Source organism: Streptomyces sp. NPDC005878, from assembly GCF_040629815.1.
Classification (GTDB): Bacteria; Actinomycetota; Actinomycetes; order Streptomycetales; family Streptomycetaceae; genus Streptomyces.
In genome coordinates, this window is the sequence record NZ_JBEXWK010000001.1 from 619,400 (window position 1) to 646,243 (window position 26,844).

Sequence of the window (26,844 nt, forward strand, 5' to 3'; positions counted from 1 at the left end):
AAGCGTACGTTCCGGGCGACGCGGAGCCGCGCTGGTGGTGGCGCGGTTCGGGCCGCTGTCCGGATCTCGATAGGCTGAGGTCCGACCCAGGCGCAAGGAGGATCAAGGACGATGGCAGGCAACGCGGAGCCGCTGTCACCGCGGGCCAAGCTCGCCGTGACGGCGGGCAAGGCCGCTGCGGCGGTGTCGCGCGCGGCGGGGCGGGGCAGTGGATCGGTGATCGGCGGCCGGGTGGCGCTCAAGCTGGACCCCGATCTGCTGGGGCGGCTGGCGAACCACCTGGACGTGGTCCTGGTCTCGGCGACGAACGGCAAGACGACGACGACCCGGCTCATCGCCGAGGCGCTGCGGGCCAGCGGCCCGGTGGTGTCCAACGCGCTGGGCGCCAACATGCCCGCGGGCATCACCTCGGCGCTGGCGGGCGGCTCGGACGCCCGCTTCGGCGTCATCGAGGTGGACGAGAAGTACCTCTCGGGAGTCGCTCGCGATGTGACGCCCAAGGCGATCGCACTGCTCAACCTGAGCCGCGACCAGCTCGACCGGGCCGCCGAGACCCGGATGCTCGCGGAGAAGTGGCGCGAGGGGCTCCAGGGCACCAAGGCCGTGGTGATCGCCAACGCCGACGACCCGCTGGTCGTCTGGGCCGCGTCCTCCTCCCCCAACGTGGTGTGGGTGGCGGCCGGTCAGGAGTGGAAGGACGACGCCTGGTCGTGCCCGGCCTGCGGCGGTGTGATGCAGCGCCCCGGCGACGACTGGTTCTGCGGTGAGTGCGGCTTCCGCCGTCCCGCCCCGAGCTGGGTGCTCAGCGGCGACTATGTCCTGGACCCGCACGGCTCGGCCTGGCCGATCCACCTCCAGCTGCCCGGCCGCGCCAACAAGGCCAACGCCGCCACGTCCGCCGCGGTCGCCGCGGTCTTCGGGGTGCCGCCGCAGGTCGCCCTGGAGCGGATGTACCAGGTGCAGGCGGTCGCCGGCCGCTATGACGTCGTCTCGTTCCAGGGCCGTGAGCTGCGGCTGCTGCTGGCGAAGAACCCGGCGGGCTGGCTCGAAACGTTTTCCCTGATCGACCCGCCGCCCACGCCGGTGATCCTCTCCGTCAACGCCCGCGGCGCCGACGGCACGGACACCTCGTGGCTGTGGGACGTCGACTACACCCGGCTGGCCGGCCACCCGATCTTCGTCATCGGCGACCGCAAGCTGGACCTGGCGGTCCGCCTGGAGGTCGCGAACCTGGACTTCCGGGTCTGCGAGAGCCTCGCGGAGTGCGTCCAGCTCGCGCCCCCCGGCCAGATCGAGCTGATCGCCAACTACACCGCCTTCCAGGACGTGCGCCGCACGGTCGGCAACTGAGACCCTTAAGGAGCAAGCGAGCATGAGCGACAACAGCCTGCGCCTCGTGTGGGTCTACCCCGACCTGCTGAGCACCTACGGCGACCAGGGCAACGCGCTGGTCGTGGAGCGCCGCGCCCGCCAGCGCGGCCTCGACGTGGCCCGCCTGGACGTCCGCAGCGACCAGCCGGTGCCGTCGTCCGGCGACATCTATCTGATCGGCGGCGGCGAGGACCGGCCGCAGCGGCTCGCCTCCGAGCGGCTGCGCCGCGACGGCGGCCTGCAGCGCGCCGCCGCCAACGGCGCGATCATCTTCTCGGTCTGCGCCGGATACCAGATCCTGGGCCACGAGTTCATCAACGACCTCGGCGAGCGCGAGCCCGGCCTCGGTCTGCTCGACGTGGTCTCCACCCGGGGCGAGGGCGAGCGCTGCGTGGGCGACGTCCTGGGCGACATCGACGAGCGCCTGGGCCTTCCGCAGTTGACCGGTTTCGAGAACCACCAGGGCATCACGCACCTGGGCCCCTCGGCCCGCCCGTTCGCCCGGGTCCGCCTGGGCAAGGGCAACGGCACCGGCGACGGCACCGAGGGCGCGTACAACGAGACCGTGTTCGGCACGTACATGCACGGTCCCGTGCTCGCGCGGAACCCGCAGATCGCGGACCTGCTCCTGAAGCTGGCCCTCGATGTGAACGCGCTGCCGCCGACCGACGACCGGTGGTACGAGGCGCTGCGCGCCGAGCGCATCGCCTCGGCGACCCAGCCCGCCTGATCCGGCCCGCTGATCCGGCCCGGCCTCCGACGGCCGGTGTTCGTACGTTCCTCCGACGTCCATCAGTCGGACGTCTGATTCGGCCCCGCCACCCTGCGCCGGTAGGGTGGCGGGGATCCAACCGGACGACGTGGTCCGGTCGTCGGCCCACGTTGCAAAGGTTTTCCGGGCAATGCGAATTGGTGTGCTCACCTCCGGCGGCGACTGCCCCGGCCTCAACGCCGTCATCCGTTCCGTCGTGCACCGCGCGGTGGTGGACCACGGCGACGAGGTCATCGGTTTCCACGACGGCTGGAAGGGTCTCCTGGAGGCCGACTACCGCAAGCTCGACCTCGACGCGGTCGGCGGCATCCTCGCCCTCGGCGGCACCATCCTCGGCTCCTCCCGCGTCCAGCCCGCGCATCTGCGCGACGGCGTGGAGCGCGCCCGGGGCCATGTCGCCGAGCTCGGCCTCGACGCGATCATCCCGATCGGCGGCGAGGGCACGCTCAAGGCCGCCCATCTGCTGTCCGAGGCAGGTCTGCCCATCGTCGGCGTGCCGAAGACCATCGACAACGACATCGCCTCCACCGACGTCACCTTCGGCTTCGACACGGCCGTGGGCGTGGCGACCGAGGCCCTGGACCGGCTGAAGACGACCGCCGAGTCGCACCAGCGCGTGCTGATCGTCGAGGTCATGGGCCGCCACACCGGCTGGATCGCCCTGCACTCCGGGATGGCCGCCGGCGCCCACGCGATCGTGGTGCCCGAGCGCCCCTTCGACATCGACGAGCTGACCGAGCTGGTCGGCCGCCGCTTCTCGGCGGGCAAGAAGTTCGCGATCGTGGTGGTCGCCGAGGGCGCCAAGCCGCGCGAGGGCTCGATGCGCTTCGACGTGGGCAGCACCGACATCTACGGCCACGAGCGCTTCGCCGGGGTCGCCAGCCAGCTCTCCGTCGAGCTGGAGCGGCGCCTGGGCAAGGAGGCCCGCGCGGTCATCCTCGGCCACGTCCAGCGCGGCGGCACCCCGACCGCGTACGACCGCGTCCTGGCCACCCGGTTCGGCTGGCACGCGGTGGAGGCCGTGCACCGCGGCGAGTTCGGGATGCTCACCGCCCTGCGCGGCACCGACATCACCATGGTCCCGCTCGCCGAGGCGACGGCGACGCTCAAGACCGTCCCCGCCGAGCGCTACGCCGAGGCGGAGTGCGTGCTCTGAGGAGCGCGTCGTCCCGGACTCCACGAGCCGCCCCCGGTCGCGATCGCGACCGGGGGCGGCTCTACTCTGGGTGCGGACAACCGGTACGAAATCAGGAGTCAGCGGATGGATCACAGCGGGCACGGCATGACCATGGATCTGCCGCCGTTCACGCTGGGACGCGGCCTGGAGTGGTCCACGGACCCGTTCTTCCTGATCGGCTGCGTCGCCGGCCTCGGCCTGTACGGCTACGGCGTGCTGCGGCTGCGCAGGCGCGGCGACAGCTGGCCGGTGAGCCGGCTGGTCTTCTGGACCCTCGGGCTGCTGAGCATCGCCCTGGTGATGTGCACGAAGCTCAACGACTACGGCATGGTCATGTTCAGCGTGCACATGGTCCAGCACATGGTCATCAGCATGCTCTCGCCGATCCTGCTGCTGCTCGGCGCGCCGGTGACGCTGACGCTGCGGGCGCTGCCGGTGGCCGGGCGCGGCCGCAAGGGCCCGCGCGAGCTGCTGCTGGCGCTGCTCCACAGCCGCTATCTGAAGGTGATCACGCATCCCGCGTTCACCATCCCGATGTTCATCGCCAGCCTGTACGCGCTCTACTTCACCCCGCTCTTCGACTTCCTGATGAGCTCGAAGACCGGGCACATCGCGATGATGGTCCACTTCCTCGCGGTCGGCCTGATCTTCTTCTGGCCGATCATGGGCGTGGACCCGGGCCCGCACCGTCCCGGCTACATCATGCGGATGCTGGAGCTCTTCGCGGGCATGCCCTTCCACGCCTTCTTCGGCATCGCCCTGATGATGGCGACGCAGCCGATGGTCGGCACGTACAAGAACCCGCCCGCCTCGCTCGGGATCGACGCGCTCGCCGACCAGGAGGCGGCCGGCGGCATCGCCTGGGCGTTCAGCGAGATCCCGTCCGTGGTGGTCCTCATCGCGCTCGTCTTCCAGTGGTACGCCACCGAGAAGCGCGAGGCGAAGCGGCAGGACCGGGCCGCCGACCGCGACGGCGACAAGGAGCTGGCCGCCTACAACGCCTATCTGGCGTCGCTCGACGCACGCGGTCGGTAACGGCCGGTGCGTCCCTCTGGCGCGGCGGGGCTCCTGGGGGCGACCATGGACTCCACGGCAGCGGCCGGGAGGAAGGGGACCCCATGCCCGGCACGACGAAGGCGATGGTGGTGCTCACCGTCGTGGCGCTGGTGATGATCACTGCCTACACGGTGGCGCTCGGCAGCAGCGGCTGGCTCTGGTTCGGCTGGGTGGTCCTCGGCCTGGCGACGGTGGGCATGGCGGCTTCGCGCAGCGCCTGAGCGGCGGCCCGGCGGGCGGGCCGAGTGAGGAGCTGGTGCGTTGCTGTACTACGTGCTCAAGTACGCCCTTCTGGGGCCCCTGCTCAAGCTGCTCTTCCGGCCGAGGATCGAGGGCCTGGAGCACGTCCCGGACGAGGGGGCGGCGATCGTCGCGGGCAATCATCTGTCGTTCTCCGACCACTTCCTGATGCCGGTGATGCTCAAGCGGCGCATCACCTTCCTCGCCAAGCAGGAGTATTTCACCGGACCCGGCGTCAAGGGCCGGCTCACGGCCGCCTTCTTCCGCGCGGTCGGGCAGATCCCGGTGGACCGCTCCGGCAAGGAGGCCGGGCAGGCGGCGATCCGCGAGGGCCTCGGGGTGCTGAGCCGGGACGAGCTGCTCGGCATCTATCCGGAGGGCACCCGCTCGCACGACGGACGGCTCTACAAGGGCAAGGTCGGGGTCGCCGTGATGGCCATCAGGGCAGGCGTGCCGGTGATCCCCTGCGCGATGGTCGGCACCTTCGAGATCCAGCCGCCCGGCCAGGTGATGCCGAAGATCCGCCGGGTCACCATCCGGTTCGGCGAGCCGCTGGACTTCTCCCGCTACGCCGGGATGGAGAACGAGAAGGCGGTGCTGCGGGCCGCCACCGACGAGCTGATGTACAAGATCCTGGAGCTGTCGGGGCAGGAGTACGTCGACCGGTACGCGGCCGAGGTGAAGGCCGAGGCGGCGAAGAAGTTCCCCAGGATCCTCGGCTGACAGCGGATCCGCGCAGGGCGCAACCCACTGCCCCCGGTGATCACCGGGCCGTAGCGTCGGGCGCATGGGCAGAGGAACAGCGTTCGTCATAGGCGCCACAGGACAGATCGGGCGGGTCGCGGTGCGCGTGCTCGCCGAGGACGGATGGGAGGTGCGCGCCGCCTCGCGCGGCGGCGGGAGCGATCCGCACTGGCCGGACGGGGTGCGTCCGCTCGCGCTCGACCGGGACGCGGAGGGCGGTCTGGCCACGGCACTCGGGGACGGCTGCGACGTCCTGGTGGACATGGTCGCGTACGACGGCGGCCACGCCCGGCAACTGGCCTCGCTCACGGACCGGATCGGCTCGGCCGTGGTGATCTCCAGCGGGGCGGTGTACGAGGATGGGCGGGGCCGCAGCTTCGACACCCAGGGCGAGCCGGACGGCTCCCCGTGCTATCCGGTGCCGATCCCGGAGTCGCTGGCCACGGTCGCACCGGGCGGGCAGACGTACGGCACGCGCAAGATCGCGCTGGAGCGGGAGCTGCTCGCCTCCGAGCTGCCCTCGACGCTGCTGCGGGCGGGCGCGGTCCACGGGCCGCACTGCCGCGCCCCGAGGGAGCTGTTCTTCGTGAAGCGGGCCCTGGACCGGCGGCCGGTGCGGATCCTCGCGTACGGCGGGGCGAGCCGCTTCCATCCGGCGCACGTCGCCAACATCGCCGAGCTGATCCGGCTGGCCGCGCTCCGGCCGGGTTCGCGGGTGCTCAACGCGGCCGATCCGCAGGCGCCGACGGTCGCCGAGATCGGCGCGGCCATCGACGAGGTGCTCGGCGTGCGCAGCGAGACGGTGACCGTCGAGGGGGCGCCGGAGGCGGGCACGGTGGGCCTCACCCCGTGGAGCGCGCCGCACCCGGTCGTCTACGACATGTCGGCGGCCGAGCGCGAGCTGGGCTACCGGCCGGTGACCGGGTACGCGCAGTCGCTGCCCGGGACGGTCGCCTCGATCGCGGACCGGCTCGGGGGCGGCGACTGGCGGGAGGCGTTCCCCGGGATGTCCGCGTACCCGGACTTGTTCGACTACGCGGCGGAGGACGCCTGGCTGGCGGCGCGGGGCTGAGGGGAAACGGAAGGGGGCGGCCGGAGTTCCCGGCCGCCCCCGCCTCAGCGGTGCTGTGCGGTCACGGCTTCGGCGTGGCGTGCGGGGCGCACGTCACATCGGCGCTGTCGACCTTGCCGGTCAGGAAGTAGGCCTCGACCCGCGTGTTGATGCACGGGTTGACCAGACCGGTCACGCCGTGCGAACCCGCGTCCTTCTCGGTGATCAGGCGCGATCCCTTGAAGCGCTGGTGGAGCGAGACGGCGCCCTGGTACGGGGTGGCGGCGTCCCGGGTGCTCTGGACGATCAGGACGGGCGGCAGGCCCTTGCCGGTCCTGACCTCGACCGGCGTCTGCTGCTTGGTCTGCCAGGTGGCACACGGCAGGTTCATCCAGGCGTTCGCCCACGTCATGAACGGGTTGTTCTTGTGGAGCCGGGTGTTGTCCCGGTCCCACTTCTTCCAGCTGGTGGGCCACTTGGCGTCGGCGCACTCGACGGCGGTGTAGACCGCGTTGCCGTTCTCGGCGCTGATGTTGCCCTTGGTGTCCGACATGTCGGGCGCGGCGGCATCCACCAGCGCCTGGGTGTCGCCCGCCACGTACTTGCTCCACGTCTGGGCGGTGGGCACCCAGGAGGAGTCGTAGTACGGGGCGTTCTGGAAGTACGCGATGAGCTCGGCGGGGCCGACCACGCCGCCGATGGGGTTCTTCTTGGCCGTGGCGCGCAGCTTCAGCCACTGCTGCTCGACCTTGGCGGCCGTGTCGCCGAGGTGGAAGGTCGCGTCGTTCTGGGCGACCCACTTCTCCCAGTCGCTCCAGCGGCCCTGGAAGGCGACGTCCTGGTTCAGGTTGGCCTGGTACCAGATGTTGTCGCGCGCCGGGTCGACGACGCTGTCGACCAGCATGCGGCGCACGTGCGAGGGGAAGAGCGTGCCGTAGACGGCGCCCAGGTAGGTGCCGTAGGAGACGCCCAGGTAGTTGAGCTTCTTCTCCCCGAGCGCGGCGCGGATGACGTCCAGGTCGCGGGCGGTGTTCGGGGTGGTCATGAACGGCAGCATCCAGCCGCTGCGCTCGGCGCAGCCATCCGCGTACTCGGCGGCGAGCTTGCGCTGGGCGCGCTTGTCGGCCTCGCTGGAGGGCACCGGGTCGGCCTTGGGCGCCTTGACGAACTCCTGCGGGTCCACACAGGAGATCGGCGTGGAGTGGCCCACGCCGCGCGGGTCGAAGCCCACGAAGTCGTACGCCTTGGCGGTGTTGACCCACAGGGGGTTCTTGGCCGTCACCCGGGCCGGGAAGCGCATGCCGGAGGCACCGGGTCCGCCCGGGTTGTAGATGAGGGCGCCCTGGCGCTCGGCCGGGGTGCCGGTGGAGGAGATGCGGTCCACGGCGAGCTTGATCTGCTGACCGTAGGGGTGGGCGTAGTCGAGCGGAACGCTGACGTAACCGCACTGGATCGGCTTGGCGAAGCCCCAGTCGGCCGGGCAGTCGGTCCAGTCGACGCCCTTCTTGGCGGCCCGCTCGGCGGCGAGCTGGACGCCGCGCGCCTCGGACGTGCCGTGGTGACGGCTTTCGGCGGTGGCCGCCGGTGCCGCCATCGCGCCGGCTATGAGCGTGCCCGCTATCAGAGTGCCGGCCGAACCGAGCACTGCGGTGCGTCTCAAGTCGTTCCTCCCCCAGATGAGGTGCGCCGCGTCGGAGCGGCGCGTTCCATGGTCTCGGGGGATCCTCGCGCCTCGATGCCTGTCGAGAACAGGTCGTACTGGTGTTTCTTTACCGAACCGATAGCCGGGGAGCCGAGTCCCGCTGAGCGGTGCGGACTTCGTCGAGTACGCGCCGCAGCAGCCGGGCGTCCGGCGCCAGGGCTGTCACCAGGAAGGCGGGCCCGGCCAGCGGAGTCAGCACCGCGCTCTCCCCGAGCATCCGCGCCGGGAGGGGGTTTTCGGCCAGCTCCGGGTCGACGACGAGGAGCTGCCCCACCGCCCGGTGCCCACCCAGGACCGCCGATCCGTTCCAGCCACCGGGCGCGCCCGGGCCGTACGCCAGCTCCTGGTCCAGGAGCGGGCGGCCCGCGCGGTGCACGGTGAGCCGGGTGGTGAGCGTGCCGGGGTCCTCGCCGTGGCGCCCGAGGATCTGCTCCTCGCGCAGCACGAACCGCGCGTCGGGCGCGAGCTCGACCCGGGTGCGCATCCGCAGATCGCTGCCGCGCGCCGAGATCAACTGCTCGGGCAGCCAGTGCAGTTCGCCGCCGCCGGGGCCCACGGTCAGCCGCACGTCGTAGCGCGCGGCCTCCCCGGTGCGGCCGGGCAGGGCGATGGTGGCGGCGGCCGAGTCCACGGTGAGCCGGGCCCCGTCCCGCACCTCGGCCTCCACGGCGAGGCGGTCACCGCCGAGCGGGGCGCTCATCGCCCCGACGACGGTGACCCGGTGGCATCCGCCGGTGGCGCGGGTGCGGCGCAGCGCCAGCGGCCCCTCCCCCGCCAGCACGGGCAAGCCCTCGGGGGTGGCGACGATCCGCGCGGTGGCGCGCACTCCGGCGCCGGTGGTCATCGCCGCCATGCCGCGAGCCGTTCCCGTACCCACGCGGCGACCGCGTCCACGCCGTCCTCGGAGCGCAGCGACTGGAAGACCACGGGCAGTCCGGCCCGCTGCCGCTCGGCGTCGCGGGCCATCCGCTCCAGGTCGGAGCCGACGTACGGGGCGAGGTCGGTCTTGTTGACGACGAGCAGGTCGGCCGTGGTGACCCCGGGCCCGCCCTTGCGGGGGATGTCGTCGCCGCCCGCCACGTCGATGACGAAGATCTGGGCGTCGACCAGACCCTTGGAGAAGGTGGCGGTGAGGTTGTCGCCGCCGGACTCGACCAGGATCAGGTCGAGCGGCCCGACCGCCTCCTCCAGGTCCTCGACGGCTTCGAGGTTGGCGGAGATGTCGTCCCGGATGGCGGTGTGCGGGCAGGCGCCGGTCTCCACGGCCTGGATCCGCTCGGGCGGCAGCACGGCGTTGCGCAGCAGGAACTCGGCGTCCTCGCGGGTGTAGATGTCGTTGGTGACGACGGCCAGCGAGTAGCGGTCCCGCAGGGCGCGGCAGAGCGCGGCGACGGTCGCGGTCTTCCCGGACCCGACGGGCCCGCCGAGCCCGACGCGCAGCGCGCGGCGCGTCCCGTCGGGCCGGTGGGCGTCGGCGCTGACGGCGGCGGGGCCGTGGTGGGAATGGTCGAGATGCATGGGGCGGCTCCACTCTTTCGGTTGGCCGGGCGACGTGAGCCGGTCCGGGGAAGGTCAGCCCGTCCGGCGTTCGAGTTCGAGGACGAGCCCGTGCAGGGCGACAGGGGGTCCGGGGGCGGAGCCCCCGGCAACGCGGTCCCACCCGCCCCCGCGGGGTCGCGGGAAGGGGCGGGGCGGGGAGGGCTAGGACGCGAACAGCCGCACCGGCCAGGCCGCGTGTGCCTCGGCCATGACGTCGAGCAGCGGCGCGGAGGCGGCGGGCAGCACCTCCAGCCCCTCCACGGCGGCCGAGGCCGCCCACCGCGCGGCCCGCGCGGCCACGGCGTCCAGCTCGGGCGCCAGCCGGGCGAGCACCCCCGTGGCGTCGTACGGATCGAGGCTCAGCAACCGCACCACCGCGGTCGCCGGGCCGCTGACGCACTCGTACGCCACGCAGTGCGCCGCGTCCTCGGGCCCCAGCCCCGCCGCCCACGCCGCGAGCCCGAGCACGACCGGCTGGTGGGCACCGCGCGGCCGGGCCGCGGCGAGCGCGGCCAGCTCCGCGCCGGGCCAGGTGGCCCGGGCCGCCCGCATCATCTGCCGGCCGAGCCTGCGCGCGGTGGCCCGGAGCGCGGGAGAGGGGGTGCGGGCGTCGGCGGCCTCGTCCAGGGCGAGCGGGTCGAGGCCGAGGGCGGCCGCCGCCGCGAGCGAGGCGGCGACGAGCCCGGCCGTGTGCAGCCGGCCCCGGCAGAACTCCGCCAGACCGTCCGCGTCGCGGACGCGCCCCGCCCGCACGGCGGCTTCGGCGCCCCCCGAGTGGGCGTGGCCACCGGCCGGGAACCGGCCGTCGGCAAGGACGAGCAGTGCTGCGCGAGACATCGGCCGGCCGCTTTCGTACAGACATCGGGACAGGGGTGGGGACAGGCATCGGGACGGGCGTGGGGAGAGCGGTGCATCAGAACAGGAAGTACCGCTGCGCCATGGGCAGTTCGGCGGCGGGCGCGGGCTCGACCGCCTCCCCGTCGATGGTCACCGTGAAGGTGTCCGGGTCGACCCGGACGTCCGGCAGCGCGTCGTTCTCGCGCATGTCCGCCTTGCCCACCCGGCGGGTGCTCTTGATGGCGGTGAACCTCTTGTCCAGGCCGAGCCGTTCGGGCAGCCCGTCGTCGAGGGCCGCCTGCGCCACGAACGTGAGCGAGTTGGCCGCGGGAGCCTTCCCGTACGCGCCGAACATCGGGCGGGGCAGCACCGGCTGGGGGGTGGGGATGGACGCGTTGGCGTCGCCCATCTGCGCGTACGCGATCTGGCCGCCCTTGATGACGAGCTGCGGCTTGACCCCGAAGAACGCGGGGTCCCACAGCACCAGGTCCGCGAGCTTGCCCGGCTCGACCGAGCCGATCTCGTCGTCCAGGCCCTGGGCGACCGCCGGGTTGATCGTGTACTTCGCGACATAGCGCCGGGCCCGGTGGTTGTCCGCGCGGCCGTCGCCCGGGAGCGCTCCCCGGCGCGCCTTCATGACGTGCGCGGTCTGCCAGGTACGCAGGATGACCTCGCCGATCCGGCCCATCGCCTGGGAGTCGGAGGAGAGGATGGAGATGGCGCCCAGGTCGTGCAGGATGTCCTCGGCCGCGATGGTCGAGGGCCGGATGCGCGACTCGGCGAACGCCAGGTCCTCCGGCACCGACGGGTTCAGGTGGTGGCAGACCATCAGCATGTCGAGGTGTTCCTCGATGGTGTTGACGGTGTGCGGCCGGGTCGGGTTGGTGGAGCTCGGAAGCACATAGGGCTCGGAGACCACGGTGATGATGTCGGGGGCGTGCCCGCCGCCCGCGCCCTCGGTGTGGTAGGCGTGGATCGAGCGGCCCGCGATGGCGGCGAGGGTGTCGCCGACGAAGCCCGCCTCGTTCAATGTGTCGGTGTGGATGGCGAGTTGGGCGCCGGTCTCGTCGCAGACGGACAGACAGGCGTCGATGACGGCCGGGGTGGCGCCCCAGTCCTCGTGGATCTTGAATCCGAGGGCTCCGCCGCGCAGCTGGGAGTGCATGGCCTCGCGCGACATGGTGTTGCCCTTGCCGAGCAGGCCGATGTTGACGGGCGCGTTCTCCAGGGCCGCGAACATCCGGGCCAGATGCCAGGGGCCGGGGGTGACGGTGGTGGCCTTGGTGCCCTCGGCGGGGCCGGTGCCGCCGCCGACGAGGGTGGTGATGCCGCAGGAGAGCGCCTGGTCGATCAGGGTGGGCGAGATGAAGTGGACGTGGGTGTCGACCCCGCCCGCGGTGAGGATCTTCCCGTTGCCCGCGATGATCTCGGTCTCGGGGCCGATGACGAGGTCGGGGTGGACGCCGTCCATGGTGTCGGGGTTGCCCGCCTTGCCGAGCGCGGTGATCCGGCCGTCCCGGATGCCGAGGTCGCCCTTGACGATCCCCCAGTGGTCGAGGACGACGACGCCGGTGATCACGGTGTCGGGGGCGCCCTCGGCACGGGTGGTGCGGGCCTGGCCCATGGACTCGCGGATCACCTTGCCGCCGCCGAACACGGCCTCGTCGCCCGCGCGTCCGGGCCCGCCGGCGCGGTCCTCCTCGATCTCGATCAGCAGATCGGTGTCGGCCAGGCGGATGCGGTCGCCGGTCGTGGGGCCGAACAGGTCGGCGTGGACGGCACGGTGGAGCTCAGCCATCGAGGGGGCCTCCGATCGCGCCGCGCAGCCCGAGGACGGTCCTGCGTCCGGCGAGGGGGACGAGTTCGACATCGACGGGGATGCCGGGTTCGAAGCGCACGGCGGTGCCCGCGGCGATGTTCAGCCGCAGCCCGCGGGCGGCGGCGCGGTCGAAGTCAAGGCCGGGGTTGGCCTCGGCGAAGTGGTAGTGCGAGCCGACCTGGACGGGCCGGTCGGCGGCGTTGAGGACGGTCATCGTGGTGGTCTCGCGGCCCTCGTTGAGGACGACGGGTCCGTCCGCGAACAGGATCTCTCCGGGGATCACGCGGCGCTCCCCCCGTCAGACGATGGGCTCGTGGACGGTGACGAGCTTGGTGCCGTCCGGGAAGGTCGCCTCGACCTGTACGTCGTGGATCATCTCCGGGATGCCCGGCATGACCTCGTCGCGGGAGAGCACCTCGCGTCCGGACACCATGAGTTCGGCCACGGTCCGGCCGTCGCGGGCGCCTTCGAGGATGTGCGAGGTGATGAGGGCGACGGCCTCGGGGTGGTTGAGCCGCACCCCCCGGGCGCGGCGCTTGTCCGCGACGTCCGCGGCCACATGGATGAGCAGTCTCTCCTGCTCGTGCGGCGTCAGTTGCACGCTTCCCACCTCACAGTCGTGCCCGGAACGGGGGAATCCCGTTCTCGACGCTGCGGGACCCTATCCAAGTTCAACACTCTGTTGACCTGGGGTTCCCTGCTCCACAGCGAGGCATTGCACGTTACGGCGGAAGTTTTTCCGGCTCGTTAACTCACGCTTTGCATATCCATGGCCAATGCATCCATCGCGGACCCGCCCGCCCGGGGCGGTCCGGGGCCCTCAGTCGCCCGCCGGCGGCTGCCGGTGCTCGGCCGCGATGCCGAACCGGCGCCGTTCGCCGGGAGCGGACGCGGCCGGGCGCACCGAGGACACCGAACGGATCACCTGCTCCTCGGCCGGTTCCGCCGCGCCCTCCAGTCGCTCCAGGTCAGCGGCGGACACCAGGGCGACCAGGGGCTTGCCGTGCCGGGTCACCACGACGCGCTCCCCGCCGTACACCACGCGGTTGATCAGCTCGGCGAGCTCAGCTCGGGCTTGCGTCACCGGAATCTCATAGGCCATGCTCCCCATCATAACGGCCTGTACGTCCTGTACATTTTTTACAGACGACGGCATGAGAGCCACGCCAGAGAAGAGGTACGTCATGCACGGCCCGTCCGCCCGTTACGTCCTGCCCGAGTTCTCCGAGCGCACCTCGACCGGGATCCGCACCCTCGACCCGTACTCCAAGCTCCTGGAGGAGCGGATCGTCTTCCTCGGCACCCCGGTCGACGACACCGCGGCCAACGACGTGATGGCGCAGTTCATGCAGCTGGAGTACGCCGACCCCGACCGCGACATCTCGCTCTACATCAACTCCCCCGGCGGCTCCCTCACCGCGATGACGGCGATCTACGACACGATGCGGTTCGTCACCTGCGACGTGGAGACCGTGTGCATCGGCCAGGCCGCCTCCGCGGCGGCCGTCCTGCTCGCCGCGGGCACCCCCGGCAAGCGGCTCGCGCTGCCCGGCGCGCGCGTTCTGATCCACCAGCCCTCGGTCGCCGAACCGATCCAGGGCCGGCCGTCCGACCTGGAGATCTATGCCGCCGAACTCCAGCGCGGCCGCGAGCTGTTGAGGGATCTCCTCGTCCGGCACACCGGGAACTCCGTCGAGCGGGTCGACGCGGACCTCGAACGGGACACCATCCTCGACGCCGCCTCGGCGGCCGTGTACGGGCTGGTCGACCACGTCGTCGTCGGCCGCGGGAACTCGGCCGCCACGCAAGGGAAGTAGGAACCGTGCTGCCCGAACTGCCGCCGCTGCCCGCCCTGACACGCGCCGAGGGCGAGTTCATCGACGCCTACCTCGACGCCCTCGACAAGCTCGGCCGGATCAATCCGGCCCGGCACCGGGACACCTACGGCGCGCTGCGCTCCGCGCAGGCCCTGGTCGGGCGGGCCGTGGCGCTGCGCGACGCGCTGGCGACCATGCACCGGCGCGGGGAGACGGAGCTGCACTCCGAGACGCTGGCACGGGCACTGCGGGTGCTCGACGGGGAGCGCCGCGCGGGGCGGGTCGCGGTGCCGCCGCCGTCATCCGCGAGTTGACGCTCCGGCGTCCGTTCACCCCCGCGCCGGTACGAGGCGGCGTCCCCCGTTCGCACCATCCGATGGTCCGAACGACGTACCGGCGATATTGCTCCGTCTGCGCAGACACCGGACGGAATGAATCGTTCCGTCGCCGGTACGACGCAGGTCGGACACCCCGTCAGGGAGCTTGAAACATCGATGTCCACCCGAACGGGTCAGTCGTGAGGAGCCTCACAAAACGCCGTTTCGGCTCGGAAATCCGACACTTGGTGGGTCAAGATCCCTACCGACGACAAGCCCCCGCCACCGCGGCGGGGCGGTCCGGGCGGACGCCGAGTCCTGCCGCCGTACCCGGATGACTGGTCGAACGCACGGATCGGCAGGAGTGGAGGACCCAAGCAGTGCGGGGCCGCCGGGCAACCGGAAGGCCCCTGGGGTGAAGCCGTGAGAGCGGCCGGGCATCTTCGCCAGTCCGAACCCGACAGGTCATCCTTCGCAGGCGGTTTGACGAAGGGTCGCGCATGTCTGCGCTGAATCACGTTCCGTCCCTGCTGACCCGAGTCGGGGCGGTCTCCGCCCTCACTCTCGCCGCCGTCGGCGGCACGATGCTGGCGCCGGGCGCCAGCGGTGAGGCGAGTGCCGCCACGTCGGGAACGAAGGCGCTCAACGTCGCCGCGTCGAAGAGGGGCGCCCCGTACAAGTACGGCGCCAGCGGTCCGCACCGCTTCGACTGCTCGGGGCTCACGCTCTACTCGTTCAAGCAGGCCGGCAAGAAGCTGCCGCGCACCACGCAGCAGCAGTACAACAGCACCAGGCACATCTCCTCGTCCGCCCGCCAACGCGGCGACCTGGTGTTCTTCCACTCGGGCTCGAACGTCTACCACGTGGGGATCTACGCGGGGGACGGAAAGATATGGCACTCCCCCAAGACGGGGTCCGTGGTCCGGCTGGAGAAGATCTGGTCGAAGAGCGTCTGGTACGGGCGCGTGCGCTGACGCACGCCGTCCCCGGGGCCGGTCGGTGCGGGCGGGTGGGCGCGCCCGCACTCACCGGCCCGCGGCCCGTACAGGGGCGCCCGAGCCGCCCCCGGGGCTCAGCTCTGGACCGGCGCCGTCCACGGCAGCGCGATCCAGACGGTCTTGCCGCCCTCCGGCGTCGGGGTGACCGAGAGACGCCCCCCGCACTCGGCGGCGAGCCAGCGGATGATCACCATGCCCCGGCCGTTGTCCTGCTGGACGGCCGCGGGAAGCCGTTTCGGCCAGCGGGGGTGGCTGTCCGTCACCCCGATGTGCAGCTGCTCGTCGCGCTCCAGGCGCAGGTCCACGGTGAAGGTCGGCGACAGGCCGAAGGTGTGCTGCACGGCGTTGGTCGCCAGCTCGGAGACGATCAGGCGGATCGTGTCGGCGGTGTCGGCGTCCGACGGAAGACCCCACTCGGTGAGGACGCCGGCGACGTGTCTGCGGGCGGCGGAGACCGAGGCGGGATCGCTCGGCAGAGTGAGGGTCGATTCTTGGTGGTCTGCCATGGCGACGCTGTCCCTTTCCCACCCGGACCGGTCTGCTGGACTCGCGGCGAGCGGACAAACACGAGGACGGCCCGGACTTGTGCTTCGCGCCAGAGTGCCACTCATCGTGCCGCCGGATGCGCCGATCCACCAAGATGTGCATATATCTGTCGCTCAAAGCGGTGAACTCTGCGACGAAGGACCGTATTTGGGCGCCACACTTGCCCATCACCCGAATCCCGCCCGGGTGGAAGGAGGCCGACATGTGGCACGGGCCCGCGGTACGCCGTCGCAAACTGGGCGAGGAACTGCGCCGGCTGCGCTGCGCGGCCGGCCTCACGAGCGGCCAGGTCGCCGGGCGGCTGGGCTGGCACCAGTCGAAGGTGAGCCGCATCGAGACCGGCCGCAGCGGGGTGAAGGCGGCCGACGTCGCCTGCCTCCTGGAGGTGTACGGGGTGGACGACCCCGGGCTGCGGGCGTTGCTTGAGGCGCTGGCGGGCGCGGGGGACGGGCGCGGCGGCCAGTGGTGGCAGGCCTACCGGGGACTGCTGCCGCCGCAGTACCGGGACTTCATCAGCCTGGAGTCCCAGGCGTCGGCCGCGCGCACCCTGGAGACGTCGGTGGTGCCGGGGCTGCTCCAGACGCCCGAGTACGCCCGCGCGGTGACCCGGGCGGCCGTCGGCGGGCTCGACGCGGCACGGGTGGACTCCCTGGTGGACGTACGCCTGGCGCGCCAGGAGGTGCTGCGGGCCGATCCGCCGCTGGAGCTGAGCGCGGTGGTCGACGAGGCGGCGCTGCACCGTGCGGTGGGCGGCGCGGCCGCGATGCGGCGGCAGCTGCGCCATCTCCTGGGGACGGCTCAACTGCCCCAGGTGCGGCTGCGGGTGCTGCCTTTCAGCTGCGGTGGCCATGTCGGTCTCACCGGTTCTTTCATTATCTTCTCCTTTCCGCACATTTCCGATCTGGACGTTGTGGTTATCGACCACTTGACGAGTAGCCTCTATCTCGAACGGAGAGAAGACCTTGAGGCGTACAGCGCCGCGTTCCATACGGTCGAGGCGCAGGCCCTCTCGTTCGAGGAATCACTGAATCTCATCGCCGTGATGGCTGACGGCGTGTAAGGGAGGCATGGTGCCCGTACCCCCCACGCATGCACCTTCCAGCACTTCTCTGAACGGTGCGCAATGGCGGCGCAGCAGCCGTAGTACAGGAATGAACAATTGCGTCGAGACCGCTTTCCTCGACGCCGGACTCCTCGCCGTCCGCGACTCCAAGCGGACCGCCGGACCCGCGCTGCTCTTCGGAGCGCGGGCCTGGCGCGGCTTCCTCGCCGGACTGCCCGTCGACCTCGACGAGGCGCCCGACTGCGGGAGTTGAGCGTGCGAACGGGGGACTAGGCGGTGGGCGCGGTCCGCAGGATCGTGTCCACCGCCCACTGGATCCGCTGATCCGTCAGGTCGGCCCGGGCGGTCAGCCGCAGCCGGGAGACGCCGTCCGGCACCGACGGCGGCCGGAAGCACCCGACCGCCAGACCCGCGCTCCGGCAGTCAGCCGCCCAGGCCACCGCCCGCTCCGGCGAGGGCGCCCGCACCGAGACCACGGCCGCGTCCGGGCGCGCCGCCCGAAGACCCGCCGCCGTCAGCCGTTCGTGCAGCTCGGCCGCCACCGCCCGGGCCCGGGCGGCCCGCTCCGGCTCCGCTTCGAGCAGCCGCAGCGCAGCCAGCGCGCCGCCCACGGCCGCGGGGGCGAGGCCGGTGTCGAAGATGAACGTACGGGCGGCGTTGACCAGGTGCCGGATCACCCGGGCCGGGCCCAGGACCGCCCCGCCCTGGCTGCCGAGCGACTTCGACAGGGTGACGGTCGCCACCACGTCCTGCGCGCCCGCGAGCCCGGCTGCGTGCGGACCGCCCCGGCCGCCCTCGCCGAGCACCCCGAGGCCGTGGGCGTCGTCCACCACCAGCGCCGCCCCGTACTCCCGGCAGGCGGCGGCCAGCCCCGGCAGCGGGGCGGCGTCGCCGTCGACCGAGAAGACCGAGTCGCTCACCACGAGCGCGGGCCCGCCATGGGCGTCCAGGGCCTTGCGCACGGCCTCGGGATCGGCGTGCGGGACCACCTCGGTGCCGGCGCGCGCCAGCCGACAGCCGTCGACGATCGAGGCGTGGTTGCCCGCGTCGGAGACGATCAGCGTGTCCCGTTCGCCGAGCGCGGTCAGCGCGGCGAGGTTGGCCGCGTACCCGGAGGAGAAGACGAGCGCCGCCTCGAAGCCGCAGAACCGGGCGAGCGCCTCCTCCAGCTCGGTGTGGAGCGCGGTGGTGCCGGTGACCAGGCGCGAGCCGGTGGCACCGGCGCCCCAGCGCAGCGCCGCGTCGGCGGCGCCCCGGGTGACCGCCGGGTGCCGGGTGAGCCCCAGGTAGTCGTTGCCCGCCAGGTCCAGGAGGTCCTGGTCGGCGGCGCGCGGCCGCAGCACCCGTACGAGACCGGCGCGCTCGCGCCGCTCGGTCGCTCCGTCGATCCAGTCGAATGGCGCTCGGGGCATGGTGGAGATCCCTTTTGTAGGCAGCGCACAGACCCTATTCCGGCGCGGACGAGGACAGGGTGTGGCGATACACACACCTTCAGGGAGCGCAGTTGTACGATCCCTCCTTGGCTGGAAGCGGGGTCTTGGGCAAGGATCGGCGCCATGGACCTGCTGAACACGCTGGTGGACAAGGGGCTGCGGCGCGAGCTGCCGAGCCGTGAAGAGGCGCTCGCCGTACTGGCGACCTCCGACGAGGAACTGCTCGACGTGGTGGCCGCCGCCGGAAAGGTGCGCCGGCAGTGGTTCGGGCGCCGGGTGAAGCTGAACTACCTGGTGAACCTGAAGTCCGGGCTGTGCCCGGAGGACTGCTCGTACTGCTCGCAGCGGCTGGGCTCGAAGGCCGAGATCCTCAAGTACACCTGGCTGAAGCCGGACGAGGCGTCCAGGGCCGCCGCCGCCGGTGTCGCGGGCGGCGCCAAGCGCGTCTGCCTGGTGGCCAGCGGACGCGGCCCGACCGACCGCGACGTGGACCGCGTCTCGCAGACCATCGAGGCGATCAAGGAGCAGAACGAGGGCGTCGAGGTGTGCGCCTGTCTGGGCCTGCTCTCCGACGGCCAGGCCGAGCGGCTGCGCGCGGCGGGCGCCGACGCGTACAACCACAACCTCAACACGTCCGAGGGGACGTACGGGGACATCACGACCACCCACACCTACGCCGACCGCGTCGACACCGTGCGGAAGGCGCACGGGGCCGGGCTCTCCGCCTGCTCCGGTCTGATCGCGGGCATGGGCGAGAGCGACGAGGACCTGGTCGACGTGGTCTTCGCGCTGCGCGAGCTCGACCCGGACTCGGTGCCGGTCAACTTCCTCATCCCGTTCGAGGGCACCCCGCTCGCCAAGGAGTGGAACCTCACCCCGCAGCGCTGTCTGCGGATCCTCGCGATGGTCCGGTTCGTCTGCCCCGACGTCGAGGTGCGGCTCGCCGGTGGCCGCGAGGTGCACCTGCGCTCGATGCAGCCCCTCGCCCTGCACCTGGTCAACTCGATCTTCCTCGGCGACTACCTCACCAGTGAGGGCCAGGAGGGCAAGGCGGACCTGGAGATGATCGCGGACGCCGGCTTCGAGGTGGAGGGCGCGGGCACCACGACGCTGCCCGAGCACCGCGCCGACGCGATCGCCGCCGCGGGCTGCGGCTCGCACGCGGCGAGCGGCTGCGGTTCGCACGAGGGCGGCGGCTGCGGCCCGTGCGGCGAGAGCGTCCCGGCCGCGGCCGAGGTCCCCGAGGCGCGTACGGACCTGGTGGCGGTGCGCCGCCGGGGCGCCGGAACGGACCTCGCCCCCAATGCCTGATCCCCACTACGACGTCGCCGAGCTGCGGGCGCTGGACCGCCGGCACGTCTGGCACCCCTACGGCCCCATGCCGGGCCGCCAGGAGCCGCTGGTCGTGGAGTCCGCGTCCGGGGTCCGGCTGCGCCTGGCCGAGGAGGTCCACGGGCAGCGCGAGCTCGTCGACGGCATGGCCTCCTGGTGGTCGGCGCTGCACGGCTACAACCACCCGGCCCTGAACGCCGCCGCGCATGGCCAGCTGGACCGGATGAGCCACGTGATGTTCGGCGGGCTCACCCACGAGCCCGCCGTGCGCCTCAGCGTCAAGCTCGTGGAGATCACCCCGGAGCCGCTCCAGCACGTCTTCCTCAGCGACTCCGGCTCGGTCTCGGTCGAGGTCGCCATCAAGATGTGCCTCCAGTACTGGAAGTCGGCCGGGCGCCCGCGCAAGCAGCGGCTGCTCACCTGGCGCGGCGGCTACCACGGCGACACCTGGCAGCCGATGTCGGTGTGCGACCCGGACGGCGGGATGCACTCCCTGTGGTCCGGCCGCCTGCCGGAGCAGGTCTTCGCGGACGCGCCGCCCACCGGGTACGACGCGGAGCCGGACGAGGCCTACGTACGCCATCTGCGGGAGACGGTCGCCGCCCACGCCGACGAGGTGGCGGCGGTGATCGTCGAGCCGGTGGTGCAGAACGCGGGCGGGATGCGGTTCCACTCCCCCGGCTATCTGCGGGTGCTGCGCGAGCTGTGCGACGAGCACGACGTGCTGCTGGTGTTCGACGAGATCGCCACCGGCTTCGGCCGCACCGGCACGCTCTTCGCCTCCGAGCACGCCGCCGTGGCGCCCGACGTGCTGTGCGTGGGCAAGGCGATGACCGGCGGCTACCTCTCGATGGCCGCCACGCTCTGCACCACCCGGGTCGCCGAGGGCATCTCCTCCGGCGAGGTCCCGGTCCTGGCCCACGGCCCCACCTACATGGGCAACCCGCTGGCCGCGTCCGTCGCCTGCGCCTCGATCGACCTGCTGCTCGCCCAGGACTGGCAGGCGGAGATCAAGCGCCTGGAGACGGGGCTGCGGGACGGCCTGGGCGCGTTCGCCGACGCGCCCGGGGTCAAGGACGTCCGCGTCCTCGGCGCCATCGGCGTCGTCCAGCTCGACCACGAGGTGGACATGGCGGCCGCGACCCGGGCGGCGGTCCGTGAGGGCGTGTGGCTGCGCCCGTTCCGCGACCTCGTCTACACGATGCCGCCCTATGTGACCGACGACGAGGACCTGGCGCGCGTCTGCCGTGCCGTGGGCGCTGCGGCTCGGGAGGGCTGAGATGGCGGTACTGGTAGTGAGCGGTACGGGCACGGAGATCGGCAAGACCGTCGTCACCGCCGCCGTCGCCGCGGTGGCCCGCGCCGCCGGGCGCACGGTCGCCGTCCTCAAGCCCGCCCAGACCGGGGTCGCGCCCGGCGAGCACGGGGACGTGGCGGAGGTGCTGCGCCTGGCGGGCGACGACATCACCGGCGCCGAACTCGCCCGGTTCCCCGACCCGCTGGCCCCCAACACGGCGGCCCGGCGGGCCGGGATGCGCGCGGTGCGGCCGGAGGAGGTCGCCGAGGCGGCCGAGAAGCTGGCCGCCGAGCACGATCTGGTCCTGGTGGAGGGCGCGGGCGGGCTCCTGGTCCGCCTCGACGACGAGGGCGGCACCCTCGCGGACGCGGCCCGGCTGCTCGGCGCGCCCGTCCTGGTCGTCACCCCCGCCGGCCTCGGCACGCTGAACATGGCGGCCCTGACCGGCGAGGCGCTGCGGACCCGCGGCCTCGCGTGCGCGGGCGTGGTCGTGGGGAGCTGGCCCGCCGAGCCGGATCTGGCGTCCCGCTGCAACCTGGCGGACCTGCCGGAGTCCTCGGGCTCGCCGCTGGTGGGGCTGGTGCCGGAGGGGGCGGGGCGGCTCCCGGCCGCCGACTTCCGTGCCTCGGCGGCGCGTTGGCTCGGTCCGGAGCTCGGCGGCGACTGGAGCCTGTGATGGCGGTCTTACGGGCACGGCTGCGCCAGACGGTCGTCGACTGCGCCGCCCCGGACCGCCTGGCGCGGTTCTGGGCGGCGCTGCTCGGCGGCACCCCGGTGGTCCGCGACGCGGGCTGGGCCCACCTCGACGCGCCGGGCACCGCACGGCTCGCCTTCCAGCGGGTGCCGGAGGCGAAGGCGGGCAAGAACCGCCTCCACTTCGACCTCGCGGTGGAGGACGTGGCCCGCGCCCGGGCGGCAGCGGTGCGGCTGGGCGCGCGGGCGGTGGGCGGGACCGCGACGGACGCCCAGGGCACGTTCCAGGTGATGCGCGACCCGGAGGGGAACGAGTTCTGTTTCGTGGGCGAGTGATGGGGGCTCGGGGGCGGGGTGGCCCGGGTTCGGGCTCGTGACGTGGCCGGGGCGGGTGCCCCGGCCTTGGGGGTGACCCGGCCGGGGCCGGGGCCGGGGCCCGGGTGACGTGGCCGGGGCGGGCGACCCGGGGGCCTGGGAAGGGTGACGTGGGGCCGGGGCGGGGACAATTCCGGTGTCCGCCCCGCCGTTCTCCGCCCCTGGTTGGAGGGTCCCCATGGAGCAGCGCGCCAAGATCGCTCCGGACGCCGTGCACCATCCCCTGTTCGCCCGTTTCTACGGCCGGTTCAGCGGAGGCGCCGACCGCCGGGCGGGACTGGCCGCCCACCGCCGTGAACTGCTGGCCGGGCTCAGCGGCCGGGTGATCGAGATCGGCGCGGGCAACGGCCTCAATTTCCCGCACTATCCCGGCACCGTCTCCGAGGTGGTCGCCATCGAACCCGAGCGCGGGCTGCGCGGGCTCGCCGTCCGGGCGGCCCTGCGCGCGGACGTGCCGGTCGACGTCGTGCCGGGCGCGGCCGAGGCGCTGCCGGTGAAGAGCGAGGCGTTCGACGCGGCCGTGGTCTCGCTCGTCCTGTGTTCCGTACGGGACGTGCCGCGCTCGCTGGCCGAGATCCGCCGGGTCCTGCGCCCCGGCGGCGAGCTGCGCTTCTTCGAGCACGGCCGGGCCGAGGGCCGCCTCCTGACGACCGTCCAGCGGGTGGCGGACCGGACCCTGTGGCCGCTGCTGTTCGGCGGCTGCCACACCTCCCGCGACCCGGTCGCGGCGATCGGGGCGGCCGGCTTCGAGGTGACCGGGATCCGCCGGCTGCGGCTGCCCGAGAACGGGCCGCGCCACCCGGCCTCACCGTGCGTCCTGGGCACGGCACGGCGCCCGGATCTCGGCTGACGCGCCGGCGCCGCCCGGACGGGCCGGATCTCCCGCTGCCGTCGGATGGCCGGGGACCGGTCCGCGCCTCTACTCTCGTATGCCGTACGGGAGTCGGTCCGGCCACGACGCAACGACCCGGGAGGCGGCCTTGTCCACAGCTGCAGCGGCGAGTGAAGGGGCCGCCGCGCGGGCCCGGGCGCTGACCAAGGCGTACGGCACGGGCGAGACGGCGGTACTGGCGCTGGACTCGGTCGACGTGGACATCGCGCGTGGCCGGTTCACGGCGGTCATGGGCCCCTCCGGCTCGGGCAAGTCGACCCTGATGCACTGCCTGGCCGGGCTCGACTCCGTCTCGGCGGGGCAGGTGTGGCTCGGCGGCACCGAGATCACCGGCCTCAAGGAGCGCGAGCTGACCCGGCTGCGCCGGGACCGTGTCGGCTTCATGTTCCAGTCCTTCAACCTGCTGCCGACGCTGACCGCCGCCGAGAACATCACGCTGCCCATGGACATCGCGGGGCGCAAGCCCGACCCGGAGTGGCTGGACCGGGTCATTGACACGCTCGGGCTGCGCGACCGGCTGCGGCACCGGCCCGCCCAGCTCTCCGGCGGCCAGCAGCAGCGGGTGGCGTGCGCGCGGGCGCTGGCCTCCCGCCCGGAGCTGATCTTCGCGGACGAGCCCACCGGCAATCTCGACTCGCGGGCCGGCGCCGAGGTGCTCACCTTCCTGCGGGAGGCGGTGGACGGGCTGGGCCAGACCGTCGTCATGGTCACCCACGACCCGGTCGCGGCGGGCCGTGCCGACCTGGTGCTGTTCCTGGCCGACGGCCGGATCGTCGACGAGATGCCGAGGCCGACGGCCGAGGCGGTACTGGACCGGCTGCGGCTCTTCTCGGGAGGCGCCGGGACGGAGGCGGAGGCGGCGGGGGACGGACGGGCGGCGGGCGGTCGTTCACCGGAAAGCCGTTCGACGGACGGTGGTTCGTCAAGCGGCGGTCCGCCGGAAGGCCGCTCGGCAGACGGTGGTTCGTCAGGCGGCGGTCCGCCCGAGGGCCGATTGCCAGGCGGCGGTTCACCGGGTGGTGGTGCGCCCGGTGGCGCCTCGCCGGGCGGTGCCCAGGACGGCGGCTCCGGCTTCGACCCCCTGCGCAAGGGCTGAACGGCCGTGCTGAGGGCGACCCTGCGCGGCTTCCTCGCCCACAAGGGACGGCTGCTGCTGTCCGCGCTCGCGGTGATCCTCTCGGTGGCGTTCGTCGCCGGTTCGCTGGTCTTCTCGGACACCGTGGCCCGTACCTTCGACCGCCTCTTCGCCTCGACCTCCGCCGATGTGACGGTCGGGCCCCCCAAGGGGCTCGACGAACGGGTGTCGTCCGGGGTCATCCGCACGGTCCCGGCCTCCCTCGCCGCGCGGATCGCGAGCGTGGAAGGCGTGGCCGCCACGCGCGTGGACGCGGCCGTCGAGAACATCACCGTCGTCGACCGCGCCCACCACGCGGTCGGCCCGGTCGGCGGCGCCCCCACCATCGCGACCAACTGGTCGCCCACCAGGCGCAGTTTGGTGAAGCTGACCAGCGGGCACGCGCCGCACGGCCCCGGCGAGGCGCTCCTCGACAAGGGCACCGCCGACCGGAAGCACGTCCGCCTCGGGGACCCGCTCACCGTTCTCGCCCAGCCCGGCTCCTTCCGGGTGAAGGTGGTCGGCATCGCCACCTTCACCACCACCAACCCGGGCGCGGCCCTGCTCTTCCTGGACACCCCGACCGCACAGACCCGCCTCCTGGGCACGTCGGAATCCGCCACCTCCATCTCGGTGGACGCGGCTCCCGGAGTATCGGACGAAGAGCTGAAGCAGCGGGTCACGGCCGCCGTCGGCGGCTCGTACGAGATCAGGACGGCCGCCCAGCGGGCCAAGTCGGCCACCGACGAACTCGGCGGATTCCTCGACGTCGTGAAGTACGTGATGCTGGGGTTCGCCGGGGTCGCCACGCTGGTGGGCGTCTTCCTGATCGTCAACACCTTCTCGATGCTGATCGCCCAACGCACCCGCGAGCTGGGCCTGTTGCGGGCGCTCGGCGCGGACCGGCGGCAGGTGCGCCGGTCGGTGCTGGTCGAAGCGCTGCTGCTCGGCCTGGTCGGCTCCACCCTGGGGTTCGGCGCGGGGATCGGCCTGGCGGCCGGGCTGATCGCGCTGATGGGCATGTTCGGGATGAAGCTCAGCACCGCCGAGATGGTGATCGGCTGGGGGACGCCGGTCGCGGCGTGCGCGGTCGGCGTCGGCGTGACGTTCGTGGCCGCGTACCTGCCCGCGCGCCGGGCCGCCAGGGTCTCCCCGATGGCGGCGCTCGCGGACGCCGAAGTATCCGGCGCGGGGCGGCCCTTGCGCGTGCGGGCCGTGGTGGGGGCGGTGCTCGCGGCGGCGGGAGCGGCGGCGATCACCGGGTGCGTCACCTCCACGAAGACGGCGGCCTCCTCCTCACTGCTCGGGCTGGGCGTCGTGCTCACCCTGATCGCGACCGTGGCGGCCGGGCCGCTCCTGGTCCGGCCGGTGATCGGGGTGCTCGGCGCGGCCTTCCCCCGGCTGTACGGGCCGGTGGGCCGGATGAGCCGGCGCAACGCCCTGCGCAACCCGCGCCGCACCGGTGCCACCGCGTCCGCCCTGATGGTGGGGATCGCGCTGGTGACCGGGTTGTCGGTGGCCAGCGCCTCCATGACCGAGTCGTTCGACCAGCAGATCGACAAGACCCTGGGCGCCGACTTCGTCGTACAGAACAGCGCCTTCCAGCCCTTCCCCCGGGAGATCACCGACAAGGTGCGCGCGGTCCGGGGCACGGAGACCGTCGTCCGCCAGCGATTCGCCCCGCTGCGGCTGACGCTGCCCGACGGGAGGACCCCCCGTACGACCGCCTCCGGCTACGACCCCCAGCTCGACGACGTCGCCCACCTCACCTACGCGGCGGGCGGTTCGGCCCAGGCTCTCGCCCCCGGCAACCTGGCGATGGACCGCGACTACGCGCGCGACCACCGCGTACGCCTCGGCGACACCCTCCCCGTCACCTTCGCCACCGGCGCTCACGCGCGACTGCGGGTGGCGGCACTGACCGCCATGGACACCTCGGGCGGGTTCGGCGTGGAGGGCGGGGTCTTCATGGGGCTGGCGACCGTGGAGCGCTACCTTCCGGGCGGCCAGGACGCGGCGCTGTACGTCAACGCGCACGGCGGCACCGGCGCGGACCGGCTGCGGGGCGCGCTGGAGAAGACCCTGGAGCCGTATCCCCAGGTGCAGGTGAGGGACCGGGCGGACTACAAGGAGCTGGTCCGTGACCAGATCGCGGTGATGCTCTATCTGGTCTACGCGCTGCTGGGCCTCGCGATCGTCATCGCGGTGCTCGGTGTGGTCAACACCCTGGCCCTGTCGGTGGTGGAACGCACCCGCGAGATCGGACTCCTACGGGCCATCGGCCTCTCCCGGGTCCAGCTGCGGCGCATGATCCGGCTGGAGTCGGTGGTGATCGCGGTGTTCGGGGCGCTCCTCGGGCTCGTCCTCGGCATGGTGTGGGGCGTGGGCATCCAGCAGGTGCTGGCGCTCCAGGGCCTCAAGGCGTTCGCCGTGCCCTGGTCCACGGTGGTCGCGGTCGCCGTGGGCGCGGCGGCCGTGGGCCTGCTGGCGGCGCTGCTCCCGGCGCTGCGGGCGTCGCGGATGAATGTGCTGGCCGCGATCGCGCACGAGTAGGGGTGGGCTGGGCCGATCGCGTAGAGGGGGCGGAGTGGGGCAGCGGGTGTGGGTGTGGGGCCGGGCGACGTGGGCAGTCTCCTGGCCCCCCCCCGCCCCGGCCCTG

Annotated in this window: 29 protein-coding genes and 1 riboswitch; of the genes, 19 read left to right on the plus strand and 10 right to left on the minus strand. The window is 72.8% G+C overall.

Annotated elements, in window-relative coordinates; translation table 11 throughout:
- Window positions 1–111: 111 nt before the first annotated feature.
- The 7 genes from ABZ404_RS02975 to ABZ404_RS03005 all read left to right on the plus strand — a co-directional run bounded on the left by ABZ404_RS02975 (window position 112) and on the right by ABZ404_RS03005 (window position 6,432).
- Window positions 112–1,350 carry a MurT ligase domain-containing protein gene (locus tag ABZ404_RS02975; RefSeq protein ID WP_358836097.1) on the plus strand — a complete coding sequence of 413 codons (1,239 nt, stop codon included), beginning with the start codon at window positions 112–114 and terminating at the stop codon, window positions 1,348–1,350.
- Window positions 1,351–1,372: 22 nt separating this feature from the next.
- Window positions 1,373–2,101, plus strand: coding sequence for a glutamine amidotransferase (locus tag ABZ404_RS02980; protein WP_358836098.1), 729 nt, complete (start codon window positions 1,373–1,375; stop codon window positions 2,099–2,101).
- 172 nt (window positions 2,102–2,273) lie between these two features.
- Window positions 2,274–3,299, plus strand: a complete 1,026-nt coding sequence (locus tag ABZ404_RS02985) for a 6-phosphofructokinase (protein ID WP_358836099.1) — start codon at window positions 2,274–2,276, stop codon at window positions 3,297–3,299.
- A 105-nt stretch (window positions 3,300–3,404) separates the two neighbouring features.
- Window positions 3,405–4,355 carry a cytochrome c oxidase assembly protein gene (locus tag ABZ404_RS02990; protein WP_358836100.1) on the plus strand — a complete coding sequence of 317 codons (951 nt, stop codon included), beginning with the start codon at window positions 3,405–3,407 and terminating at the stop codon, window positions 4,353–4,355.
- Between the two features lie 83 nt (window positions 4,356–4,438).
- The gene (locus ABZ404_RS02995) at window positions 4,439–4,597 is read left to right on the plus strand and encodes a hypothetical protein (RefSeq protein WP_180357116.1); all 159 of its coding nucleotides are present in this window, start codon (window positions 4,439–4,441) and stop codon (window positions 4,595–4,597) included.
- 40 nt (window positions 4,598–4,637) lie between these two features.
- Entirely contained in the window at window positions 4,638–5,339 is a 702-nt protein-coding gene (locus ABZ404_RS03000; RefSeq protein ID WP_358836101.1) for a lysophospholipid acyltransferase family protein, read from the plus strand.
- Window positions 5,340–5,403: 64 nt separating this feature from the next.
- Window positions 5,404–6,432 (plus strand): NAD-dependent epimerase/dehydratase family protein, encoded by a 1,029-nt coding sequence (locus ABZ404_RS03005; protein ID WP_358836102.1) that lies wholly within the window; start codon window positions 5,404–5,406, stop codon window positions 6,430–6,432.
- Between the two features lie 61 nt (window positions 6,433–6,493).
- Here the strand turns inward: ABZ404_RS03005 and ABZ404_RS03010 are convergent, their stop codons facing one another.
- The 8 genes from ABZ404_RS03010 to ABZ404_RS03045 all read right to left on the minus strand — a co-directional run bounded on the left by ABZ404_RS03010 (window position 6,494) and on the right by ABZ404_RS03045 (window position 13,410).
- Window positions 6,494–8,056 (minus strand): alpha/beta hydrolase, encoded by a 1,563-nt coding sequence (locus ABZ404_RS03010; RefSeq protein ID WP_358836105.1) that lies wholly within the window; start codon window positions 8,054–8,056, stop codon window positions 6,494–6,496.
- A 124-nt stretch (window positions 8,057–8,180) separates the two neighbouring features.
- Window positions 8,181–8,966, minus strand: coding sequence for an urease accessory protein UreD (locus ABZ404_RS03015; RefSeq protein ID WP_358836103.1), 786 nt, complete (start codon window positions 8,964–8,966; stop codon window positions 8,181–8,183).
- Window positions 8,954–9,631: an urease accessory protein UreG gene (gene ureG, locus ABZ404_RS03020; RefSeq protein WP_358836104.1), complete on the minus strand. Its 678-nt coding sequence runs from the start codon at window positions 9,629–9,631 to the stop codon at window positions 8,954–8,956. The genes ABZ404_RS03015 and ureG overlap by 13 nt, the downstream gene beginning before the upstream one ends.
- A gap of 183 nt (window positions 9,632–9,814) precedes the next feature.
- Window positions 9,815–10,489 carry an urease accessory UreF family protein gene (locus ABZ404_RS03025; protein ID WP_358990058.1) on the minus strand — a complete coding sequence of 225 codons (675 nt, stop codon included), beginning with the start codon at window positions 10,487–10,489 and terminating at the stop codon, window positions 9,815–9,817.
- Between the two features lie 76 nt (window positions 10,490–10,565).
- Complete coding sequence (locus tag ABZ404_RS03030) at window positions 10,566–12,287, minus strand: urease subunit alpha (RefSeq protein WP_358833499.1); 1,722 nt, start codon at window positions 12,285–12,287, stop codon at window positions 10,566–10,568.
- Window positions 12,280–12,591: an urease subunit beta gene (locus tag ABZ404_RS03035; protein ID WP_358833498.1), complete on the minus strand. Its 312-nt coding sequence runs from the start codon at window positions 12,589–12,591 to the stop codon at window positions 12,280–12,282. The genes ABZ404_RS03030 and ABZ404_RS03035 overlap by 8 nt, the downstream gene beginning before the upstream one ends.
- 15 nt (window positions 12,592–12,606) lie before the next feature.
- Complete coding sequence (locus tag ABZ404_RS03040) at window positions 12,607–12,909, minus strand: urease subunit gamma (protein ID WP_358833497.1); 303 nt, start codon at window positions 12,907–12,909, stop codon at window positions 12,607–12,609.
- A gap of 219 nt (window positions 12,910–13,128) precedes the next feature.
- Window positions 13,129–13,410 carry a type II toxin-antitoxin system Phd/YefM family antitoxin gene (locus tag ABZ404_RS03045; RefSeq protein ID WP_358833496.1) on the minus strand — a complete coding sequence of 94 codons (282 nt, stop codon included), beginning with the start codon at window positions 13,408–13,410 and terminating at the stop codon, window positions 13,129–13,131.
- An 82-nt stretch (window positions 13,411–13,492) separates the two neighbouring features.
- On the opposite strand from ABZ404_RS03045, the gene ABZ404_RS03050 reads away from it, so the two are divergent.
- The 3 genes from ABZ404_RS03050 (at window position 13,493) to ABZ404_RS03060 (ending at window position 15,416) form a co-directional block, all read left to right on the plus strand.
- Window positions 13,493–14,125, plus strand: coding sequence for an ATP-dependent Clp protease proteolytic subunit (locus ABZ404_RS03050; RefSeq protein ID WP_358833501.1), 633 nt, complete (start codon window positions 13,493–13,495; stop codon window positions 14,123–14,125).
- Window positions 14,126–14,130: 5 nt separating this feature from the next.
- Window positions 14,131–14,439 (plus strand): hypothetical protein, encoded by a 309-nt coding sequence (locus ABZ404_RS03055; RefSeq protein WP_358833495.1) that lies wholly within the window; start codon window positions 14,131–14,133, stop codon window positions 14,437–14,439.
- Between the two features lie 333 nt (window positions 14,440–14,772).
- A riboswitch (cyclic di-AMP (ydaO/yuaA leader) is annotated at window positions 14,773–14,939 on the plus strand.
- Window positions 14,940–14,942: 3 nt separating this feature from the next.
- A complete protein-coding gene (locus tag ABZ404_RS03060; protein WP_358833494.1) occupies window positions 14,943–15,416 on the plus strand; it encodes a C40 family peptidase in 474 nt (157 codons plus the stop codon).
- A gap of 98 nt (window positions 15,417–15,514) precedes the next feature.
- Here ABZ404_RS03060 and ABZ404_RS03065 read toward each other — a convergent pair whose 3' ends face one another.
- Window positions 15,515–15,946, minus strand: a complete 432-nt coding sequence (locus ABZ404_RS03065; protein ID WP_358833493.1) for an ATP-binding protein — start codon at window positions 15,944–15,946, stop codon at window positions 15,515–15,517.
- Window positions 15,947–16,188: 242 nt separating this feature from the next.
- Here ABZ404_RS03065 and ABZ404_RS03070 point away from each other — a divergent pair, with 242 nt between their 5' ends.
- Together ABZ404_RS03070 and ABZ404_RS03075 are read left to right on the plus strand one after the other, a co-directional pair.
- Window positions 16,189–17,046 (plus strand): helix-turn-helix transcriptional regulator, encoded by an 858-nt coding sequence (locus ABZ404_RS03070; RefSeq protein WP_358833492.1) that lies wholly within the window; start codon window positions 16,189–16,191, stop codon window positions 17,044–17,046.
- Between the two features lie 10 nt (window positions 17,047–17,056).
- Window positions 17,057–17,302, plus strand: coding sequence for a DUF397 domain-containing protein (locus tag ABZ404_RS03075; protein ID WP_358833500.1), 246 nt, complete (start codon window positions 17,057–17,059; stop codon window positions 17,300–17,302).
- Between the two features lie 16 nt (window positions 17,303–17,318).
- Here ABZ404_RS03075 and ABZ404_RS03080 read toward each other — a convergent pair whose 3' ends face one another.
- Window positions 17,319–18,461: an 8-amino-7-oxononanoate synthase gene (locus tag ABZ404_RS03080; RefSeq protein WP_358833491.1), complete on the minus strand. Its 1,143-nt coding sequence runs from the start codon at window positions 18,459–18,461 to the stop codon at window positions 17,319–17,321.
- 144 nt (window positions 18,462–18,605) lie between these two features.
- On the opposite strand from ABZ404_RS03080, the gene bioB reads away from it, so the two are divergent.
- The 7 genes from bioB (at window position 18,606) to ABZ404_RS03115 (ending at window position 26,738) form a co-directional block, all read left to right on the plus strand.
- The gene (gene bioB, locus ABZ404_RS03085) at window positions 18,606–19,793 is read left to right on the plus strand and encodes a biotin synthase BioB (RefSeq protein WP_358833490.1); all 1,188 of its coding nucleotides are present in this window, start codon (window positions 18,606–18,608) and stop codon (window positions 19,791–19,793) included.
- Window positions 19,786–21,093, plus strand: a complete 1,308-nt coding sequence (locus ABZ404_RS03090; protein ID WP_358833489.1) for an adenosylmethionine--8-amino-7-oxononanoate transaminase — start codon at window positions 19,786–19,788, stop codon at window positions 21,091–21,093. Before bioB ends, ABZ404_RS03090 begins: the two co-directional genes overlap by 8 nt.
- A gap of 1 nt (window position 21,094) precedes the next feature.
- Window positions 21,095–21,787, plus strand: coding sequence for a dethiobiotin synthase (bioD, locus tag ABZ404_RS03095; protein WP_358833488.1), 693 nt, complete (start codon window positions 21,095–21,097; stop codon window positions 21,785–21,787).
- Entirely contained in the window at window positions 21,787–22,140 is a 354-nt protein-coding gene (locus tag ABZ404_RS03100; protein WP_358833487.1) for a VOC family protein, read from the plus strand. Before bioD ends, ABZ404_RS03100 begins: the two co-directional genes overlap by 1 nt.
- A gap of 217 nt (window positions 22,141–22,357) precedes the next feature.
- A complete protein-coding gene (locus ABZ404_RS03105) occupies window positions 22,358–23,029 on the plus strand; it encodes a class I SAM-dependent methyltransferase (protein ID WP_358833486.1) in 672 nt (223 codons plus the stop codon).
- 130 nt (window positions 23,030–23,159) lie between these two features.
- Window positions 23,160–24,167 (plus strand): ABC transporter ATP-binding protein, encoded by a 1,008-nt coding sequence (locus ABZ404_RS03110; RefSeq protein ID WP_358833485.1) that lies wholly within the window; start codon window positions 23,160–23,162, stop codon window positions 24,165–24,167.
- A gap of 6 nt (window positions 24,168–24,173) precedes the next feature.
- Window positions 24,174–26,738 (plus strand): FtsX-like permease family protein, encoded by a 2,565-nt coding sequence (locus ABZ404_RS03115; RefSeq protein ID WP_358833484.1) that lies wholly within the window; start codon window positions 24,174–24,176, stop codon window positions 26,736–26,738.
- Window positions 26,739–26,844: the final 106 nt, after the last annotated feature.

Excerpts from the sequence above, each read along its gene's own strand:
- ABZ404_RS02975 (WP_358836097.1), top strand. The coding sequence starts at position 112 with ATGGCAGGCAACGCGGAGCCGCTGTCACCGCGGGCCAAGCTCGCCGTG.
- ABZ404_RS02980 (WP_358836098.1), top strand. The coding sequence starts at position 1,373 with ATGAGCGACAACAGCCTGCGCCTCGTGTGGGTCTACCCCGACCTGCTG.
- ABZ404_RS02985 (WP_358836099.1), top strand. The coding sequence starts at position 2,274 with ATGCGAATTGGTGTGCTCACCTCCGGCGGCGACTGCCCCGGCCTCAAC.
- ABZ404_RS02990 (WP_358836100.1), top strand. The coding sequence starts at position 3,405 with ATGGATCACAGCGGGCACGGCATGACCATGGATCTGCCGCCGTTCACG.
- ABZ404_RS02995 (WP_180357116.1), top strand. The coding sequence starts at position 4,439 with ATGCCCGGCACGACGAAGGCGATGGTGGTGCTCACCGTCGTGGCGCTG.
- ABZ404_RS03005 (WP_358836102.1), top strand. The coding sequence starts at position 5,404 with ATGGGCAGAGGAACAGCGTTCGTCATAGGCGCCACAGGACAGATCGGG.
- ABZ404_RS03015 (WP_358836103.1), bottom strand. The coding sequence starts at position 8,966 with ATGGCGGCGATGACCACCGGCGCCGGAGTGCGCGCCACCGCGCGGATC.
- ureG (WP_358836104.1), bottom strand. The coding sequence starts at position 9,631 with ATGCATCTCGACCATTCCCACCACGGCCCCGCCGCCGTCAGCGCCGAC.
- ABZ404_RS03025 (WP_358990058.1), bottom strand. The coding sequence starts at position 10,489 with ATGTCTCGCGCAGCACTGCTCGTCCTTGCCGACGGCCGGTTCCCGGCC.
- ABZ404_RS03030 (WP_358833499.1), bottom strand. The coding sequence starts at position 12,287 with ATGGCTGAGCTCCACCGTGCCGTCCACGCCGACCTGTTCGGCCCCACG.
- ABZ404_RS03045 (WP_358833496.1), bottom strand. The coding sequence starts at position 13,410 with ATGGCCTATGAGATTCCGGTGACGCAAGCCCGAGCTGAGCTCGCCGAG.
- ABZ404_RS03050 (WP_358833501.1), top strand. The coding sequence starts at position 13,493 with ATGCACGGCCCGTCCGCCCGTTACGTCCTGCCCGAGTTCTCCGAGCGC.
- ABZ404_RS03060 (WP_358833494.1), top strand. The coding sequence starts at position 14,943 with ATGTCTGCGCTGAATCACGTTCCGTCCCTGCTGACCCGAGTCGGGGCG.
- ABZ404_RS03065 (WP_358833493.1), bottom strand. The coding sequence starts at position 15,946 with ATGGCAGACCACCAAGAATCGACCCTCACTCTGCCGAGCGATCCCGCC.
- ABZ404_RS03070 (WP_358833492.1), top strand. The coding sequence starts at position 16,189 with ATGTGGCACGGGCCCGCGGTACGCCGTCGCAAACTGGGCGAGGAACTG.
- ABZ404_RS03080 (WP_358833491.1), bottom strand. The coding sequence starts at position 18,461 with ATGCCCCGAGCGCCATTCGACTGGATCGACGGAGCGACCGAGCGGCGC.
- bioB (WP_358833490.1), top strand. The coding sequence starts at position 18,606 with ATGGACCTGCTGAACACGCTGGTGGACAAGGGGCTGCGGCGCGAGCTG.
- ABZ404_RS03090 (WP_358833489.1), top strand. The coding sequence starts at position 19,786 with ATGCCTGATCCCCACTACGACGTCGCCGAGCTGCGGGCGCTGGACCGC.
- bioD (WP_358833488.1), top strand. The coding sequence starts at position 21,095 with ATGGCGGTACTGGTAGTGAGCGGTACGGGCACGGAGATCGGCAAGACC.
- ABZ404_RS03100 (WP_358833487.1), top strand. The coding sequence starts at position 21,787 with ATGGCGGTCTTACGGGCACGGCTGCGCCAGACGGTCGTCGACTGCGCC.
- ABZ404_RS03105 (WP_358833486.1), top strand. The coding sequence starts at position 22,358 with ATGGAGCAGCGCGCCAAGATCGCTCCGGACGCCGTGCACCATCCCCTG.